Genomic DNA, 17,165 nt, shown 5'->3' on the forward strand with positions numbered 1-17,165 from the left:
AACATGTCCCGCGTTTGCCAAGTTACCGGGAAGTCGCCGATGGTGGGTAACCACGTTTCCCATGCCAACAACAGAACCAAGCGCCGCTTCCTGCCCAATCTCCAGCAACGCCGTTTCTGGCTGGAGTCCGAAGGTCGTTTTGTCAGCCTGCGTGTAAGCACGAAAGGCCTGAGGACGATTGACAAGAAGGGCATTGAAACCGTACTCGCCGAAATCCGCGCTCGCGGCGAGAAAATCTAACAACGCATTCAGTTCCGGCCGCGCCGGACTCGACACGAAGGGAATACGTCATGGCCAAGGGCGGACGCGACAAGATCAAGCTGGAATCCACTGCCGGCACCGGTCATTTCTACACGACCACGAAGAACAAGCGCACCAAGCCGGAAAAGATGGAAATCATGAAGTTCGATCCGAAGGCGCGCAAGCACGTGATCTACAAGGAAACCAAGCTGAAGTAAGGCAGTTTCCGCCGCCGTAGATTGTCGCGCTGAACAAAAAACCCGCTTCTGGCGGGTTTTTTGTTTTCTTGCAGCAACGTTCAGGTGCGTACCTCATCACCGGCATCCTGCGTCGCCACGACGTCCAGTCCGAGCCTGCGCTCGGTCACCCAGGGCACCAACCCCACCTCGGACGCGAGTTTCACCAATTCGATATCCGAGCTCACACCCAGTTTGCGTCGCGCCGTGGACAACTTGTTGGCCACCGTCTTCGGACTGAGATTCAGGTACTCCGCAATCTGGTCCAGCGAATGACCCGACACCAGCAAACGGCACATTTCGAACTCGCGTGGCGTCAGGTACCCGAACAGTTTTGATTCGGGCACATAGTTGGAAAACGCCACGCTCTCCGCGATGTGCCGGCTGAGCACGCGCTTGCCACGCGCGATCGAACATACGCCTTCCACCAGCAGGTCCGGTGAGCTGTCCTTGGTCAGCACACCCAGAGCGCCGGCCTCGAGCGCCTGCTGCACAACGCTGGGATGGGTGCACATCGTGAACATGAGGATGCGTGCGCGCGCGTCGAAAGTCACGATACGGCGCGTCGCCTCGATGCCGCTGGAACCGGGCAGCATGATGTCCATCACGACCACGTCGGGCGCGTGCTTGCGATAGGCTGCATAGGCCTCATCGGCGGTCGCAGCTTCAGCTGCGACCGCCAGCGACGGGTTCATTTCGAGCAGTGCGCGATAACCGGTGCGCACCACCGCGTGATCGTCGACAAGAAGAATGCGGGTCTGCCGGTTGTTCATGCTGCGACCTCCTGTTCGTTTCGGGCGAATGGCAGGCGAACCGTGACACGCCAGCCACCACCCGGGGCGGGACCGGCGACACACACCCCGCCGAGCGCCAGCGCGCGTTCGCGCATGCCGAGCACGCCGAGACCTGCAACACCGGTCGAAATGCAGTGCTCGCTGCCGTTGTCCCAGATATCGAGTTTCAGCATGCGCTCACCGTCTGTTTCATCCGCGGTGACGCGGATCAACAGCCGGCTGCAGTCGGAGTGCTTGAACGCATTGGTAACGGCTTCCTGCACGATTCGGTAGGCGCTTGCTTCAACGGTCGGACCGGCATCCCATGATTCGCCTTCGAGGTTCAGCACCAATTCCATCTGCCGCGGCGCCTGCGCACTGCGCTGTTCGACCAGCTGGCGAAGCGCGTTGTACAGACCCAGAGCGTCGATCTCGACCGGGTGCAGGGACTCGAGCTGGACCCTGACCTTGCCGAGCAGTTGTGCGAGGTGGTCAGCCAGTGCGTCGGTGCTGCCGCGATAGCGTGTCAGTGCAGACTCGCGCTGGCATGCCGCCGACAACAGCGCCACATGCGGCTGCATCGCCACCATATAAGTACTGAGTTCATCGTGCAGGTCGCGCGCGATCGCGCGCCGCGTCTGCTCTTCCATCACCATGAGCTTGCGCAGCAGCGCGGAACGCTCGCGGCTCACTTCGGCCAGCGAATTCGCCATCCGGTTGAAGCTGGCCGACAGTTCGGCCAGTTCGGGCAGGCGGAATTGCGGCAGCCGTGCATCGAGACGCCCGCCTTCGATATCGCGCAACGCGGTCCGCAGCGCATGGACCGGTTCCAGCGCGCGACAGATCGCCCACAGCAGCAACAGACCGAGCAGCACACTGTAGGCAACCGTCAGGTAGCTCAGGTGCTTGAAGCCCTGCCACTTTTCGAGCAGCTCGTCCGATGGCATCGGCGACACGCGGTAGAAACCTGCTATTTCCCCGTTCAGACGCCACGGCTTCATTCGCACGGTACCGTCCGTCGCTCCAGACAGTTCGCCGGATTCCGGCCACGCCAGGGTGCTGCGGGTATCCGAGGAAGCCATGACCTGCCCGGCAACGTCGAGTACATCGATGCGCACATGCCTCACCTCCTTCATGTGCTGCACACGCTCCAGCATCGAATCGAGCATCGGCGAACGCCCGTCGCCGGTGTTCAGCGGCATGTCCTCCGGCAGCAGCAGCAGCGCCATTCGCGTTCCCGATTCGATCTCTTCGACTGAATCGCTACGCCATGCCTTGTAGTGCAGCAGCCCGTGGGTCAGCAGCAGCAGGCACATCAGGAAAAACACGATCAGCAGCAGGCGGTACTTGAGCGTCATTCAGGACAGGGCACCAGGGCGAGGTGATAAGCAGCACTCGAGACGTCATCTATGACCGTCGTGCCTGCCGATGGTAGCGCCAGGTGACGGGGACAAAATCCCCTTCTCACGATGTGCCGGGCACCGCCGTCGCTGCGCTGCACATTCCTATAGTTCCCGGGACTGCTGGACTGACGGCCGGAGGGCTGCAGCGCAGGCGGTTGTGATCCGGAGAGGGCTGCCAGCCGCCACCGGATCACATCAGAGCGAATGCGCGCTTTAAAGCGTGCCTACCCAAGGAGGAGTACACCGCTATGTCACTGAAAAGAGCAACCCGACAGTCGGGGCTGAAGAAAAACAGGCTGAGCTGCGCGATCGGTGCCGCCGTTGCGGGCCTTGCGCTCACGGCTGTGTCGGGTGCGGCACTGGCCAATGCAGAGCTGATCAAGCTGTCGCAGGACGAGCGCCAGTGGGTCATGCAGGGCAAGGACTATGACCACAGCCATTACAGCGGCCTGAAGCAGATCAACCGCACTAACGTGAAGAACCTGAAGGCTGCATGGACCTTCTCGACCGGCGTCCTGCACGGCCATGAAGGGGGCCCGCTGGTGGTCAACGGCATCATGTACATCCACACGCCGTTCCCGAACACCACCTTCGCGATCGATCTGGACAACCCGAACAAGATCCTCTGGGAACACAAGCCGAAGCAGGACGCCTCGGTCCGCGCAGTCGCCTGCTGCGACGTCGTGAACCGCGGTCTGGCCTACGGTGACGGCAAGATCTTCAAGACCCAGCTCGATGGTCACATCGTCGCGCTGGACGCGAAAACCGGCAAGGAATTGTGGAAGATGGAAAACTCCGACCCGAAGGTCGGTTCCACGCTGACGCAGGCGCCGCTGGTCGTAGAGGATCTGGTCATCGTCGGTTCGTCGGGTGCCGAACTGGGTGTGCGCGGCTACGTCACCGCCTATCGCCTGAAGGACGGAAAGCAGGTCTGGCGCGCGTATGCAACCGGCCCGGACGAGGACATCCTGCTGGCTGACGACTTCAACATGGCCAACCCGCACTACGGTCAGAAGGGGCTCGGCACCTCGACCTGGGAAGGTGACGCATGGAAGATCGGTGGCGGCACGAACTGGGGCTGGTACGCCTATGACCCCGCGCTCAAGCTGCTGTACTACGGATCGGGCAATCCGGCACCGTGGAATGAAACCATGCGCCCGGGCGACAACAAATGGACCATGGCCATCTGGGGTCGCGACGTTACGACCGGCAAGGCCAAGTTCGCTTTCCAGAAGACACCGCATGACGAGTGGGATTACGCCGGTGTGAACTGGATTGGACTGTCCGACCAGGTCGTCGACGGCAAGAAGCAGAAGCTGCTGACCCACCCCGACCGCAACGGCATCGTCTACACCCTGAACCGCGAAACCGGCAACCTCGTTCGCGCCGACAAGATCGACCCGTCGGTCAATGTGTTCAAGGGCTACGACATGAAGAAGGGCGTGCCCATCCGCGATCCCGAGTACTCGACCCGCATGGACCACCTGGCCAAGGGCATCTGCCCGTCCGCCATGGGCTATCACAACCAGGGCCACGACTCGATCGACAAGAAGCGCGAACTGGTCATGCTCGGCACCAACATGATCTGCATGGACTGGGAGCCGTTCATGCTGCCCTACCGTGCCGGCCAGTTCTTCGTCGGTGCGACGCTGAACATGTACGCCACGCCGGGCAACAACAACAACATGGGTCAGGTGAAGGCCTACGACGTGAAGACGTCGAAGTTCAAGTGGGTCAAGGACGAGAAGTTCTCGGTCTGGGGCGGCACGACCAGCACCGCGGGCGACCTCGTCTTCTACGGCACGCTTGACGGTCTGATCAAGGCAGTCGATGCCGACAACGGCAAGACGCTGTGGGAATTCAAGCTCCCGTCAGGCGTCATCGGCCACCCGGTCACCTACGAGCATAAGGGCAAGCAATACGTCGCCATTTACTACGGCGTCGGTGGCTGGCCCGGTGTTGGCCTGGTGTTCGACCTGACCGATCCGACCGCAGGTCTCGGTGCAGTGGGCGCCTTCAAGGAGCTCCAGCAATACACCAAGATGGGCGGCGGCGTGATGGTGTTTTCGCTGTAGGACGTATCGGGTGCGGCACTTCGTGTGTCGCACCCTTAATGCAGGGATTCCATTATGAAACAGATACTTGTTGCAGCGCTTCTGTGTGCACTCGGCACCGGCGTACATGGCGCCGGCACGCTGAGGGTGTGCGCAGCCGACAATGAAATGCCCTATGCCAACGAACGCGGGGAGGGCTTCGAGGACCGCATCGCCGAAAAGCTGGCGGCCGCCATGGACATGAAGGTGGAGCGGGTCGGCTTCAGCGACCCGCGCTATGTGGTGCGCGACCTGCTCGACAAGGGCAAGTGCGACGTCATGCTCGGTGTGGATGCGGGCGATCCCCGCGTCGCAACGACCCGTGCCTACTACCGTTCGAGCTATGTGTTCGTCACCCGTGCCGACTTCGGCCAGGACGTGACCGGCTGGGACAGCCCGGTGTTGAAGACCGCACACATCGGCGTCATACCCGGTACACCGGCTGAAGTGATGCTGGTGCAGCTGGGGCGCTATGCCGACAGCTTCCGCTACATGATGTCGCTCGGCGGCAACAAGGCGCCGCGCAACCGCTACGTGCGTTACGACAGCGAAAAGCTGATCCGCGACCTCGCGGCCGGCGAAATCGACGTCGCCGTGGCGTGGGCGCCGTCGGTCGCTCGCTACATCAAGAGCTCGCCAATCGCGCTCAGTACGACGCCCGTACCGCCGCAGGCAAGCAAGTCCAACGGCGAGCCGGTGCACTTCCACTTCGACACATCGATCGCCGTCCGCAAGGACGATCGCGATCTGCTTGCACGCATTGAAGCGGCGCTCGCAAGAACCCGTGACGACATCGAGGGCGTACTGCGCGCCGAAGGCATTCAGATTCTGCCGCCCACCCCGGTGGCGGAAGGGAACAAGGACAGCAAGGGATGAACTTCCAGATCAACAAGTTGGCGGCTGCCGCTCTGATGGGTGGTTTGCTCGCCTCGGCGGTCGTTGCCGCTAACCCACCGCGCTTCTACAACATGATCGACGGCAGCGCGCTCGATTTCGCGGGCAAGCCGGAGAGCGAGGCGGTCAAGACGTTCAAGGCCACCGGCATCAATCCCTACAACACGGACCCGGCCAGGATCACCGAGGGTGAGTCCTTGTACTCGACCGCCTGCTCCGGCTGTCACGGTCACCATGCCGAGGGCAAGCTCGGCCCGGGGCTGGCCGACGACTACTGGACCTATCCGGCCAATGCCACCGACGCCGGGCTGTTCTCCAGCTTGTTCGGTGGGCTGCAGGGAATGATGGGTCCGCAGAGCGGCCACCTTTCGCAGGACGAAATGCTGGTGATCATGAGCTGGATCCGCTCGGTCTACAAGGGTGATCCGGCCAAGGCACTGTGGAAGCAGGCCAATTGAACAAGCGAAGTTTTTCAGCCCGCTGTCTGCGGGCCGTCTCGTGCAGCACCCTCATCACAACCAAGGAGGAATGACAATGAACATCCGCATTGCAGCCCGCTTCGCCGCTACTTCGGCGCTCCTGCTGCTGGCCGGTGCCGCCCAGGCCTACGACGGCACGAAGTGCAAGGCACCGGGCGACTGCTGGGAGCCCAAGCCGGGCTATCCGGCCAAGGTAGCCGGCTCGAAGTACGACCCCAAGCACGACGCCAAGGAAATTTCGAAGCAAGGTGATTCGATCAAGCAGATGGAAGCGCGCAATGCCAAGCGCGTCGAGCAGCTCAACTCCTCAGGCAGCTTCAAGTACGACGTGAATTGATCGTCGTGTTCACCCGACCAGGCGCGATTCCCTCTCGCCCGGTCGGGCCTTTTGAAGGTATGCGCCCGGTGGCGCACCGACCACCCCGATCTGGATTTCCGGATGCACCCCGAACCTGTTGATCTGTCAGCATGGCGCACACGCGCCCTCGATTTCGAACGCCAGCTCAATGACGTGCTCGTCGGCATGCCGCGCACCGTGCGACTGATGACCGTCGCCGTCTTTGCCCGCGGGCACGTGCTGCTTGAAGGCGACGTGGGCGTCGGAAAGACGACCTTGCTGAAGGCGGTCGCGCGCGGCATCGGCGGCGCCTATCAGCGTATCGAAGGCACGGTGGACCTGATGCCGGGCGACCTCGTCTACCACACCTACGTGGGCGACGACGGGCGACCACGTGTCGAACCCGGCCCGCTGATCGCGCAGGGCAGCGAACTGTCCGTATTCTTCTTCAACGAAATCAACCGCGCCCGGCCGCAGGTTCATGCGCTGCTGCTGCGCCTGATGGCGGAGCGTACGGTGAGCGCGTTCAACCGCGAATACCGGCTGCCTTGGATGCAGGTGTTTGCCGACCGCAATCGTGTCGAACGGGAAGAAACCTTCGAACTGCCGTCGGCCGCACGTGACCGCTTCCTGATGGAGATCAGCGTCGAAACGCCTGACGCACGTGACCAGCTGCGCGGCCTGATGTTCGATACCCGATTCCACGATGCCGACGCGCTGATCGAGAAAGTCACCCCGGCCACGCTCGACCACACCCGACTGAACGATGTCGCGACCGCCATCCAGGACACCGTGCAGTCGAGCGAGGTGCTCGACAATTACGGTGTCGACCTCTGGCTCGCCACGCGCCGCCCCGCGCAGTACGGCGTGCGGCTGTCCGATGTCGACATCGAAGAATTCATCCAGTCCGGAGCCAGTCCACGCGGTGTGGCCATGCTGGTGCGCGCCGCCCGCGTTCACGCCTGGCTGGAAGGTCGCGACCGGCTGGTGCCGGAAGACCTGCACGACGTGTTCTTCGAAGCCATTGCGCACCGGCTCTGCCTGAGCCCCGTTTACGAAAACCAGCGCCCGCTCTACGCACGGCCCTTCGTCGCCGAAGTGCTGCGCCAGATTGCATCGCCATGAGTGTTGTGCAGGCGCTTGCCTACCCTCTGCGCTGGCGCAGCCGCGCCGTCACGCCCGGTGCGCATCGCGGCACGCTGTCCGGGCCGGGCCATGACTTCGAACGCAGCGTGCCGCTGGCCGGTAACCGCGACGCCCGCAGACTGGACCTGCGCGCTTCGCTGCGCGATCCGTCGGAACGCGTCTGGGTACGCCTGTTCCGACAGCAGGCGACCGTACCGGTGGTGCTGCTCGCCGACGTTTCGCGTTCGATGGACTACCGCGGCGTCACGCACCGGCACGCGCTGATGGTGTCGCTGGCGGAAGGGCTTGCGGACGCAGCGTGGCGCATCGGCGATCCGTTCTCGCTGATCGCCTGCGACGAAGCACCGCGCCGCGAACTGGCATTGCCGCCGTGTCGCAGTTCGGCCGGCGCGCGAGCCGCCATTGCGCGTCTGCGCGCCTTCGAACCGCAGGGCCGCAGCAACGACGGCCTGCTGAAAGCCGCTGCGCTGCTGCCGCATCGACGCTCGCTGGTGTTCCTGCTGACCGATGCGCACATGCCGCTCGATCGACTGGACAAGGTACTCGGCAGCCTGTGCCGACACGACGTTGTACCGGCGCTGCTCGGCGACAGCCGCGAGCGCCATGCCAGCGCGCGCTGGGGCATCGCCCGGCTGCAGGACATGGAAAGTGGTGCCGAGCGCCTGCTGCTGCTGCGGCCCGCACTGGCGCGCGCCTTCGACGACGCCGACGACGCACGCCGACACGCGCTGCGGCGCACCTGCATGAAGCATGGCCGCCCGCCCCTGTTCATCGACGATCGCATCGACGCCACGCTGTTCAACCGATACTTCTTCCAGACATGAACGACGCTCACCGGTTTGCGCCGCTGGCACGTGGGCTGTCACGTGGATTCGCACGTCGACTGGCTCACGCACTGTTCGCCCTGCTTGCCGCCTGCATCTTTCCGTCGCCTGGCATCGCCGCACAAGGCGACGGCGTACGCCTGCATGACATCGCGTGGCCGCGCAGCTTCGGCTACCGCATCGGCGACACGCTGCCGATCCAGATCACCCTGGAGATCGACGACGGCTGGATACCGGACCGGGACGGTCTGCCCGAAGTGGGTCAGGGCGATCGTCAGTTCGAGTTGCGCCGCCTCGACGTCGCCGACGCCAGCCATCGCTGCGCGCAATGTCGCACCTACACGCTCGAATGGCAGCTGATGAAAAGCGTACGCGCACCGCAGACGCTGCAACTGGCGCCGACCACCTTGCGCTTTCGCAAGGACAACCAGGTACAGGCCATCGCGGTGCCCGCGTTCGCGATCAACGCAGCCCCCCTGCTGAACTGGCAGGCCAGGACGGACTGGATCAACAGCGTGCATCCGGGCTATCGCGCGCAGGATTTCGACGTCAGCGCGCCGCTGCTCCGCACCGCCGGGTGGACGCTGACCGCCGTTACCCTGCTGCTTGCCGGCCTGTGGGCCGGCGGGCGTCTGGGCGGTCAGGGCGCGCGACCGTTCGCCCGTGCCTGGCGCGAAGTACGCGCACTGCGGCTCGCACACGGCAGACAGGGCGACGGCGATGCCCTCGCCCTCGCCTTCCGTGCGCTGCATCGGGGCTGCAACGAAACGGTCGGCCGCACCGTGTTCGCGGTCGGACTGCCGGACTTCCTGCGCGATGCACCCGAGTTCGACGACCTCGCGGACGATCTTGCGGCCGCATTCGCCGCGTCGCGCAGCGTGTTCTACGGGCTGCCCCCCAGTGCGCGTTTCGCGCGTTTCGACGACCTGTACACCTTGCTGGGCGCCCTGCGGGATCGCGAACGCCTTCATGCACGGCACACGCCAACCGCCGCGAACGCCCCCGCTCCGACGACGGCGGCCGGCCACTGAGGTACGCGCACATGTGGTCGATCGATCATCCTGAAGCGCTGTGGGCGCTGGCGCTCGCCGTATTGCCGCTGTTCTGGCATGGCCAGCGCACGCTGGCGCACGGCTGGCTGCCCGGTGTACCACCCGACCCGGCATCGCGCGCCCTCGCGCTGATGCTGCGCGTGACCGGCGCGCTGACGGTTGCCGCAGCCGTCTGTGCATTGGCTGGCGTGCACCGTCAGGGCAGCGCGATCGAACGCGTGGGCACCGGAGCGCACATCGTCATCACGCTCGACCGCAGCGCGAGCATGAGCGACGGCTTTGCCGGCCGCAGCGCGCAGCAGGGCGACGAGCCCAAGGGCCGGGCCGCTGCCCGCCTGCTGGAAGACTTCGTCGCCGAACGGCCGCGCGACCTGTTCGGCATGGTGTCGTTCAGCACGGCCCCGGTGCACGGGCTCACGCTGACCGGCGACCAGGACGCGGTGCGCGCCGCTGTGCGCGCGTCCGCCGCACCGGGGGTCGGCCTGACCAATATCGCTGCCGGGCTGACCATGGCGCTGGAGCAGTTCCGCGACAAACCCCTCACCGGTTCGCGCGTCGTGCTGCTGGTGTCCGATGGCGCAGCACAGATCGATGCGCGCGCGCAGAACCAGATCCGCCGCCTGTTCGCGGAGAATCGCAGCGCGCTGTACTGGATATTCCTGCGCACCGCCGGTGGCCGCGGCCCGTCCGACCCGCCTGATCCGGAGAAGGGTTTCGATCCGGCGCCGGAATACTTCCTGAACGAGTATTTCCGCGACCTCGGCGTGTCCTACCGGTTGTACGAAGCCGACACGCCCGACGCGCTGGCGCGCGCCATCGCCGACGTGAGCCGACTGCAGAACCAGCCGTTGCGCTACTTCGAAACACCACCGCGCGACGAGCTCGCCGGCTTCTGCCTGGCCATTGCGCTGGCCGGCAGCCTGCTGCTGCTGCTGGCGCGCTCACTTGAGGTGTCTGCATGGTCCCGTTGAATCGTCTGGCAAGGCGCCAGTTGGCGCCTGTGCTGTACCTGCTTGCGCTTGGTGCACTGGCGCTTGCCGCCCATGCCGTGTGGCAAGCCTGGTGCGCGCACGATGCCAACCGCCAGATGCGCGACGGGGTGGCCGATTCCGGTGCGCCGCCGATGGTGCTGTTCGCGCGTGGCAAAGCACTTGATCGCGCGAACGACCACGACGCCGCACTGGCCGCCTACAGCGAGGCGGAAACGCGCGGTGACAATGCACTGGGCCATGCCGCCCGCCTGAATGCATCCAACCTGTATCTGCGCCGCGCAATCGAGGTCGCCACCCGCGAAGGATCGGCAGCGCGCGCCATCACCCTGATCGAACTGGCCAAGACCGGCTACCGGCGTGTGCTGCGCGCTCGGCCCGACGAGTGGGGAGCGCGTTACAACCTCGAACTGGCGCAGGTTCTGGTACCCGATTACGAAGTGCGCAACTGGCGACGCGAGGGCAAGGAAACCCGCGTCGATGACGACGCGCTGCCGGACAAGTCCGCCTGGACCGAAATGGTCGGCGCACCACGGGGCATGCACTGATGGCGGCCTCACCGCCGCTCGCACTCCGCCTCGCCGGCATGCGCACTGCCCGATTCCGGCTGCTGTGCGCAGCCGCGCTGTGCTTTGCCGTCGGTATCGCCGACCCGGGCCTGCACATCGAACGCACGGTGGGCACCTACCAGATGGTGTTCGACATCACGCAGAGCATGAACACGCAGGACATGGGCAGCGCCGATGCGCGCGTCAGCCGGCTCGAATTCGCCAGAACGCTCGCCGCGGGCACGCTCGACCGCCTGCCCTGCGGCACCCATGTCGGCGTGTCGGTGTTCGTCGAACGCAAGACACAGCCGCTGCTGATGCCGGTCGAGGTCTGCGCGCATCGCGCTGCGCTCCAAGACTCCATTTCGCATATCGACTGGCGCATGGCGTGGGCTGCCGACAGCCATCTGTACTACGGCACCTACTCGGCGCTGAACGACATCCGCACGCTGGCGCCGGGTGCAGCGCTCGTGTTCTTCACCGACGGCCACCAGGCACCAGCGCTGCACACCGGCCGCACGCCGGCGTGGGACGGCACACCCGGCGACATCCCCGGCGTGCTGATCGGGCTCGGCGGCAGCACCCCCGAACCGGTGCCCAAACTGGGCGAAAAGGGCCGCATCGATGGCTACTGGACAGCGGAAGACACCGCGGGTTTTGCAAGCGCCGGGGCGCCTACGCTGTCGGTGGCCGATATGGAGCGCATGGGCGGCGATCTGCGCAACGCGCCGCAGCGCGCCGCCGGATCGGACGCCGACCACCTGTCGCGCCGCCGCGACGATGTGCTCGACGACCTGGCCAGGCTGACCGGCCTCGGCACCGCCACCGCCCGCTCACCGGAACAGATAGCCGCGCTGCTGCGCGCACTGCCCGGCGGCCGACTGACCGCCACCCGATTTTCGCTGCGCGTGCCGCTGACGCTGGCCGGCCTGTGCGCCCTGCTGACCAGCCTCGCACCGCGTCCGACGCGCCAGTCTGCGCGACAGCGTCCGCGCATTCCATTCCACTTCAGGAGTTCCTGACATGCAGTTTTCACCTCCCGTCCACATCCTGACGGCCGCAGTGCTTGCGCTCACCGCACTCGCGGCCCACGCGCACGGACCGACACCGCAGAAAATCGACGAATCCGTCACCATCGCCGCCCCGCCGGCAGCCGTCTGGGCGGTGGTCGGCAACTTCGCCGACCTGGCCGGCTGGAATCCGGCGGTCACGGCCTCGTCGGCCGATCGCGGCAACGAAGCGGGTTCGACACGCACGCTGACCTTGCCTGCCGGGCAGGTGACCGAACAACTCGACGACTACGACGCAGCGGCGATGAGCATGAGCTATCGATCCGGCACGCCGGATCCGAAGGTATTGCCGGCCAGTTCCTATTCCGGCCGTCTGACGGTCAAGCCGGACGGCAGCGGCAGCAAGCTCGGCTGGCAGGTGCGCGGCTATCGCGCCGACACGGGCAACGATCCGGCCGCCGGCATGGACGACGAAAGCGCCGTGAAGGCCTTGCGCGCGCTGATGCGACCGGGGCTGGACGCCGTGCGGGCGCGCATCGAATCCGGCGGGCCACGCTGAGTGCGCGCAAGCGCCGCGTCGCGGGCGACACGCTGGCTGCTTGCGCTGTCACTGTGCCTCGGTGCGCTGCCGGCGGTTGCGTCCGACGATGTCTGGCCGCGCGTGCGTGCGGCCTTGTTCGGCGAGCGCACCTTTACACTGGACGAATCCGTGCTGGCGCTCGACGCCCCCGACCGGGCGGAGGATGCCGCGATGGTGCCGCTTGCGCTGCACGTCGGTCCGGCAGGCACAGCACTGCGCACGCTGTGGCTGATCATCGACGGCAACCCGTCGCCTGTGGCAGGCCGCTTCACGCTGCATGACGCCATCGTCGGCAGCATCGAAACGCGGGTGCGCATCGAGCGCTACACCCCGGTGCGGGCAGTCGGCGAAACCTCCGATGGCCGCCTGTACATGGCCGAACACTTCGTGCGCGCCGCCGGCGGCTGTTCGGTGCCGATCGGTCCGGCCGACGACGGCGACGTGCCGCTGGGCAGCATGCGGATGCGCCGCGTCGAGCGGGCAGACGGCCAGTACAAGGTCGAACTGCGCATCCGTCACCCCAACCATTCTGGTCTGGAAGTCGATCTGGACAGTCGCGGCTACATCGCGGCCGACTACCTACGCGAGGTCAGCGTGCTGCAGGACGGCCGCCCGCTACTCGATGCGGCACTCGACATTTCGATCAGCCGCAATCCCTATCTGCGCTTTGGCATCGCGTCCAACGCGCGCGACATCGAAGTGCGCGTCACCGACAGCCGCGACCGGCAGTTCGCCGCGCGCCTGTCACCCGGGCATGCGCCGTGAGCGCGGTCGTACGGCTCGTCGCCGGAGTGCTGGCGCTCTACGGCGCTGCGCTGCCTGCCATCGCCGCCCCGTCGGCCGAAGTGATGATGCAGCTGTCGCGCGTCGTGCTGAAGGTGTCCGCGTTGGGCGACGACGACCAGTTTTCGGTTGGCTCGGCGGTGGTGATCGGTCCCGACACCGCGCTGACCAACTGCCACGTCACACGACACGCGCACACCATCGTGCTGTCGCGCGGGCTGGCCCGCCATGCGGTCGTCGGCGAGCGCGCCGACACCTCGCGCGACCTGTGCCTGCTGCGCACCGCCGAAGCGCTGCCCTACCCTGCGGCCGAGTTGCGCCCGGCAGGCACGCTGGTCCCGGGCGAGCGCGTGATCGCGCACGGCTACTCCGGCGGCATCGAGCCGCAGTTTGCGCGCGGCGTCGTACTCGACCTGCACGGCGCTGGCGGCAGCCACATCATCCAGACCACGGCAGGCTTCAAGCGGGGCGCGAGCGGTGGTGGCCTGTTCGATGAAGCCGGACGGCTGGTTGGCCTGACCACTTTCCTGACGTCCGCTCAGCGCACCGAATACTTCGCCGTGCCCGCCGACTGGGCCGACCGGTTGCGCGAGCGACCGGAACAGCCGCCGAAGCCGCTGACCGGCGAGGCGTTCTGGGCGCAGCGTGAGGACCACCAGCCGCATTTCATGCGTCTGCTCGAACCGCTCGCCCAGGCCGACTGGCCCCGCGTGATGCAGCTGGCCGACAACTGGATGCAGGAGGAGCCGCATGTCGCGGCGGCAGCGTTGATGTGCGCGCGCGCCGCCCACGCGCTGCAGCAGACCGAACTTAGCGCGCGCTGTATCACTCGGGCAATCAACATCGCCGGCAAGGACGAGATCGAACTGCGGCGGATAGCCGGCTGGGCACTTGAGGCCGGGCGCGAGGATGCGCGCGTTGCGGCGGCTGCGGCACTGGCCCGACTGGGTGCCGCGATCCCGGCGCGATGATGGCGGCCGGATGAGGCCTGCTCCGTCGTGCCACGCGACACGGCGCACCACGCCTGACGGGATTTATTCACCGGATTTCCGGGCCGTCCTCGCCGCGCTGGCGGTCGGCCATCGCCGATAGTGCAGCCGGTCGCAATTCATCTTTCCTGCCCCATGTCCTTCTGCCTTCGCCGCCTGACCCTCGCCAGCGCGCTGCTTCCGCTGTTTGCCGGCCCAACATCGCTGCACGCCTCCGACACGGTCGCCACGGTCAATGGCCGGGCGGTACCGCGCGCCCAGCTGGATTTCATCATCAAGGAACAGGTGCGCCAGGGGCGCCCGGCAACGCCCGAGCTGTCGGGCAAGGCACGCGAAGAGGTGATCAGCCGCGAGGTGCTGGCGCAGGAGGCCGAGCGCAAGCTCGGTCAGAACGAGGCGCTCAGGACACGCCTCGATTTCATGCGTCAGCAGGCGCTGATCAACGCGCTGCGCGAAGACTTCTTCCTGAACACGCGGCCGACCGAAGCCGAACTGCGCAGCCTGTACGACGGCCTGGCGACGCAGGTCGGCGAGCGCGACTACCGGGTGCGTCACATCGTGGTCGAGCAGGAATCGCAGGCGAAGGCATTGATCGATCAATTGAAGCGGGGCGCCCGCTTCGAGGCACTTGCGCAAGCGCAGTCGAAGGATCGCGACAGCGGCCCTTCGGGCGGCCTGCTCGACTGGACGCCCGCGGGCGCCTTCTCGCCCGAATTCGCCGCCGCGCTGCCGACCCTGACCCGCGGCAAGGTCGCCGTACAGCCGGTGAAAAGCAGCGCCGGCTGGCACGTCGTGAAACTCGAGGACCTGCGGCCGGCGCAGCGGCCGAAATTCGAAGACCTGCAGCCGCGGCTGGCCGAATCGCTGATCGAGCAGAAGTGGCGCGCCTATCTGCAGGACGTGCGCGCCCGCGCGGTCGTTAAATGAGGCAGGCAGCGTATGTCGTGCTGGCCGGTGCCACCTGTCTTGCCCTGCCGGCAGCCGCCGATGAAGATGTGGCTGCAGCCGAGACGGTCGCAGCAGTCGAATGGGTCGAAGAAGCCGACGCGCAATGCGTCATGCAGGGCGGCGTGCTGATCGGCGTGCGCAACCGCGACCGGCAGCGCACGCTGCGCGTCTGGATCGAGCGCTGGTATCTCGACGTGCGCACGGCCGACCGCGGCCGTCACGACCTGCCGCCCGACGGCACGATCAGTCCGCTGGGCTGTTCGGAAACCCGCCAGGGCGCGCAGCGCTGGACCCTGCACGACGCCCGCTTCGTGGCGCCGGACGGCCGGTGACCGGATGATGGAGAAACACCTCTGCGCCGTCGCACTCCTGCTCGGCCTCGCAGCCCACGCCCTCGCAGCCGATGACGCCGGGCGCGCCTATGTGCGCGCCGGCAGCGATACGCTGATCCGCGCCTGCACGCAGAATGGTCACACGCTGAGCATTCTGGCGCGACCGGGGGTTGCGGTACCGGCTGGCGGCAGCGCCCCGGCCGGCCTGCCGGTCGAACCATTCATGCAGGGGCTGACTTCACTGGTCCGGCAGCAGGTCGGGCTGCTGCCGCACGGCGACTTCCTGCGCCCTGACAGCGATGGCACACGTCGCCTGAGCGATGCGGTCGAACAGTGGATGGACCGTTTCAACCGCGAGCACGGCGTGCAACTGGCCTGGTCCATCGCCGATTTCGGCGTCAGCGACAGCCCGCAGGCGGACTGCGCACGCTGAGCGCCGGCGCCCGGCCTCAGCTCACCACGGTCTGCGCTTCGCCGTCGCCGCAGCGCGCGATGCGACCGATGCGATACACGGTTTCACCGGCCCCGGACAGCGATGCCACGGTGCGGTCGGCGTCCGGCGCAGCCACGATGACCACCATACCGATGCCGCAGTTGAACACGCGGTACATTTCCTGTTCGGCCACGTTGCCGGCGTCGCGCAACCAGGCGAACAGCGGCGGCAGCGTCCAGGACGACGCATCGATGTGCGCCGACAGCCCGGCCGGCAGCACGCGCGGTACGTTGTCGAGCAGGCCGCCGCCGGTGATGTGAGCCATGCCCTTCACCAGGCCGGGCGCCTCCTTCATCAGCGCCAGCAGCGGCTTCACGTAGATGCGGGTCGGCTCGAGCACGGTATCGCGCAGGCTGCGGCCGTGGAAATCGGCATCCAGATCCGGTGCGTCGCGCTCGAGTATCTTGCGCAGCAGCGAATAGCCGTTCGAATGCGCGCCGCTGGAGGCCAGCCCGAGCACCACGTCGCCCTCGGCAATGGTTTCGCCGGTGATCAGCGCCGACTTTTCGGCGATGCCCACCGCGAAACCCGCCAGATCGTATTCGCCAGCCGGGTACATGCCCGGCATTTCGGCGGTTTCACCGCCGATCAACGCGCAGCCGGCCAGTTCGCAGCCACGGGCGATGCCACCGACCACGCGCGCTGCCGTATCGACATCAAGCTTGCCGCAGGCGAAATAGTCGAGGAAGAACACGGGTTCGGCGCCCTGAACGAGGATGTCGTTCACGCTCATCGCCACCAGATCCTGCCCCACCGTGTCGTGACCGTCGAGCTGGAAAGCCAGCCTGAGCTTGGTACCGACGCCATCGGTGCCCGACACCAGCACCGGTTCGCGATAACTTTTCGACACTTCGAACAGCGCACCGAAGCCGCCGATGCCGCCCAGCACCTCGGGTCGCATCGTGCGTTTCGCCAGCGGCTTGATGCGTTCGACCAGCGCATCACCGGCGTCGATATCCACACCGGCGGCGGCGTAGCTCAGAGGGGGGCGTGAATCCTTGGAAGCGGTCATGACA

At 66.1% G+C, this 17,165-nt stretch carries 21 protein-coding genes; 18 read left to right on the forward strand and 3 right to left on the reverse strand.

Annotated features, from left to right (window positions below; all coding sequences use genetic code 11):
- The first annotated feature begins 3 nt into the window (after positions 1-3).
- Together rpmB and rpmG are read left to right on the forward strand one after the other, a co-directional pair.
- Positions 4-240 carry a 50S ribosomal protein L28 gene (gene rpmB / locus Q8R75_RS06825; RefSeq protein WP_069037770.1) on the forward strand — a complete coding sequence of 79 codons (237 nt, stop codon included), beginning with the start codon at positions 4-6 and terminating at the stop codon, positions 238-240.
- Positions 241-290: 50 nt separating this feature from the next.
- The gene (rpmG, locus tag Q8R75_RS06830) at positions 291-458 is read left to right on the forward strand and encodes a 50S ribosomal protein L33 (protein ID WP_069037771.1); all 168 of its coding nucleotides are present in this window, start codon (positions 291-293) and stop codon (positions 456-458) included.
- Positions 459-538: 80 nt separating this feature from the next.
- Here rpmG and Q8R75_RS06835 read toward each other — a convergent pair whose 3' ends face one another.
- Positions 539-1,249: a response regulator transcription factor gene (locus Q8R75_RS06835; RefSeq protein WP_305626746.1), complete on the reverse strand. Its 711-nt coding sequence runs from the start codon at positions 1,247-1,249 to the stop codon at positions 539-541.
- Complete coding sequence (locus tag Q8R75_RS06840) at positions 1,246-2,607, reverse strand: ATP-binding protein (RefSeq protein ID WP_305613473.1); 1,362 nt, start codon at positions 2,605-2,607, stop codon at positions 1,246-1,248. The genes Q8R75_RS06835 and Q8R75_RS06840 overlap by 4 nt, the downstream gene beginning before the upstream one ends.
- 293 nt (positions 2,608-2,900) lie before the next feature.
- On the opposite strand from Q8R75_RS06840, the gene Q8R75_RS06845 reads away from it, so the two are divergent.
- The 16 genes from Q8R75_RS06845 to Q8R75_RS06920 all read left to right on the forward strand — a co-directional run bounded on the left by Q8R75_RS06845 (position 2,901) and on the right by Q8R75_RS06920 (position 16,089).
- Positions 2,901-4,727 (forward strand): methanol/ethanol family PQQ-dependent dehydrogenase, encoded by a 1,827-nt coding sequence (locus Q8R75_RS06845; RefSeq protein WP_305613474.1) that lies wholly within the window; start codon positions 2,901-2,903, stop codon positions 4,725-4,727.
- A gap of 54 nt (positions 4,728-4,781) precedes the next feature.
- Positions 4,782-5,621 carry a methanol oxidation system protein MoxJ gene (moxJ, locus tag Q8R75_RS06850; protein ID WP_305613475.1) on the forward strand — a complete coding sequence of 280 codons (840 nt, stop codon included), beginning with the start codon at positions 4,782-4,784 and terminating at the stop codon, positions 5,619-5,621.
- On the forward strand, positions 5,618-6,097 hold the full coding sequence (gene moxG, locus Q8R75_RS06855) for a cytochrome c(L), periplasmic (protein ID WP_305613476.1): 480 nt from the start codon (positions 5,618-5,620) through the stop codon (positions 6,095-6,097). The genes moxJ and moxG overlap by 4 nt, the downstream gene beginning before the upstream one ends.
- Positions 6,098-6,173: 76 nt before the next feature.
- On the forward strand, positions 6,174-6,455 hold the full coding sequence (locus Q8R75_RS06860) for a methanol dehydrogenase (protein WP_305613477.1): 282 nt from the start codon (positions 6,174-6,176) through the stop codon (positions 6,453-6,455).
- Between the two features lie 102 nt (positions 6,456-6,557).
- Positions 6,558-7,580: a MoxR family ATPase gene (locus Q8R75_RS06865; RefSeq protein ID WP_305613478.1), complete on the forward strand. Its 1,023-nt coding sequence runs from the start codon at positions 6,558-6,560 to the stop codon at positions 7,578-7,580.
- Entirely contained in the window at positions 7,577-8,425 is an 849-nt protein-coding gene (locus Q8R75_RS06870) for a VWA domain-containing protein (RefSeq protein WP_305613479.1), read from the forward strand. Before Q8R75_RS06865 ends, Q8R75_RS06870 begins: the two co-directional genes overlap by 4 nt.
- Positions 8,422-9,456 (forward strand): hypothetical protein, encoded by a 1,035-nt coding sequence (locus tag Q8R75_RS06875; RefSeq protein ID WP_305613480.1) that lies wholly within the window; start codon positions 8,422-8,424, stop codon positions 9,454-9,456. The genes Q8R75_RS06870 and Q8R75_RS06875 overlap by 4 nt, the downstream gene beginning before the upstream one ends.
- An 11-nt stretch (positions 9,457-9,467) precedes the next feature.
- The gene (locus Q8R75_RS06880) at positions 9,468-10,448 is read left to right on the forward strand and encodes a vWA domain-containing protein (RefSeq protein WP_305613481.1); all 981 of its coding nucleotides are present in this window, start codon (positions 9,468-9,470) and stop codon (positions 10,446-10,448) included.
- Positions 10,436-11,014, forward strand: a complete 579-nt coding sequence (locus Q8R75_RS06885; protein WP_305613482.1) for a hypothetical protein — start codon at positions 10,436-10,438, stop codon at positions 11,012-11,014. The genes Q8R75_RS06880 and Q8R75_RS06885 overlap by 13 nt, the downstream gene beginning before the upstream one ends.
- A complete protein-coding gene (locus Q8R75_RS06890; RefSeq protein ID WP_305613483.1) occupies positions 11,014-12,036 on the forward strand; it encodes a hypothetical protein in 1,023 nt (340 codons plus the stop codon). The genes Q8R75_RS06885 and Q8R75_RS06890 overlap by 1 nt, the downstream gene beginning before the upstream one ends.
- Position 12,037: 1 nt before the next feature.
- On the forward strand, positions 12,038-12,583 hold the full coding sequence (locus tag Q8R75_RS06895) for an SRPBCC family protein (RefSeq protein WP_305613484.1): 546 nt from the start codon (positions 12,038-12,040) through the stop codon (positions 12,581-12,583).
- The gene (locus Q8R75_RS06900) at positions 12,584-13,369 is read left to right on the forward strand and encodes a quinoprotein dehydrogenase-associated SoxYZ-like carrier (RefSeq protein WP_305613485.1); all 786 of its coding nucleotides are present in this window, start codon (positions 12,584-12,586) and stop codon (positions 13,367-13,369) included. It begins immediately after the preceding gene.
- Entirely contained in the window at positions 13,366-14,358 is a 993-nt protein-coding gene (locus Q8R75_RS06905; protein WP_305613486.1) for a serine protease, read from the forward strand. The genes Q8R75_RS06900 and Q8R75_RS06905 overlap by 4 nt, the downstream gene beginning before the upstream one ends.
- Before the next feature lie 153 nt (positions 14,359-14,511).
- On the forward strand, positions 14,512-15,303 hold the full coding sequence (locus tag Q8R75_RS06910; protein WP_305613487.1) for a peptidylprolyl isomerase: 792 nt from the start codon (positions 14,512-14,514) through the stop codon (positions 15,301-15,303).
- Positions 15,300-15,656, forward strand: a complete 357-nt coding sequence (locus tag Q8R75_RS06915) for a hypothetical protein (protein WP_305613488.1) — start codon at positions 15,300-15,302, stop codon at positions 15,654-15,656. Before Q8R75_RS06910 ends, Q8R75_RS06915 begins: the two co-directional genes overlap by 4 nt.
- 7 nt (positions 15,657-15,663) lie before the next feature.
- On the forward strand, positions 15,664-16,089 hold the full coding sequence (locus tag Q8R75_RS06920) for a hypothetical protein (RefSeq protein ID WP_305663552.1): 426 nt from the start codon (positions 15,664-15,666) through the stop codon (positions 16,087-16,089).
- A 16-nt stretch (positions 16,090-16,105) separates the two neighbouring features.
- On the opposite strand, the gene purM is transcribed toward Q8R75_RS06920, so the two are convergent.
- Positions 16,106-17,161, reverse strand: coding sequence for a phosphoribosylformylglycinamidine cyclo-ligase (gene purM / locus Q8R75_RS06925; RefSeq protein ID WP_305613490.1), 1,056 nt, complete (start codon positions 17,159-17,161; stop codon positions 16,106-16,108).
- Between the last annotated feature and the right edge of the window lie 4 nt (positions 17,162-17,165).

This window comes from Methyloversatilis sp. (assembly GCF_030696805.1).
Taxonomy (GTDB): domain Bacteria; phylum Pseudomonadota; class Gammaproteobacteria; order Burkholderiales; family Rhodocyclaceae; genus Methyloversatilis.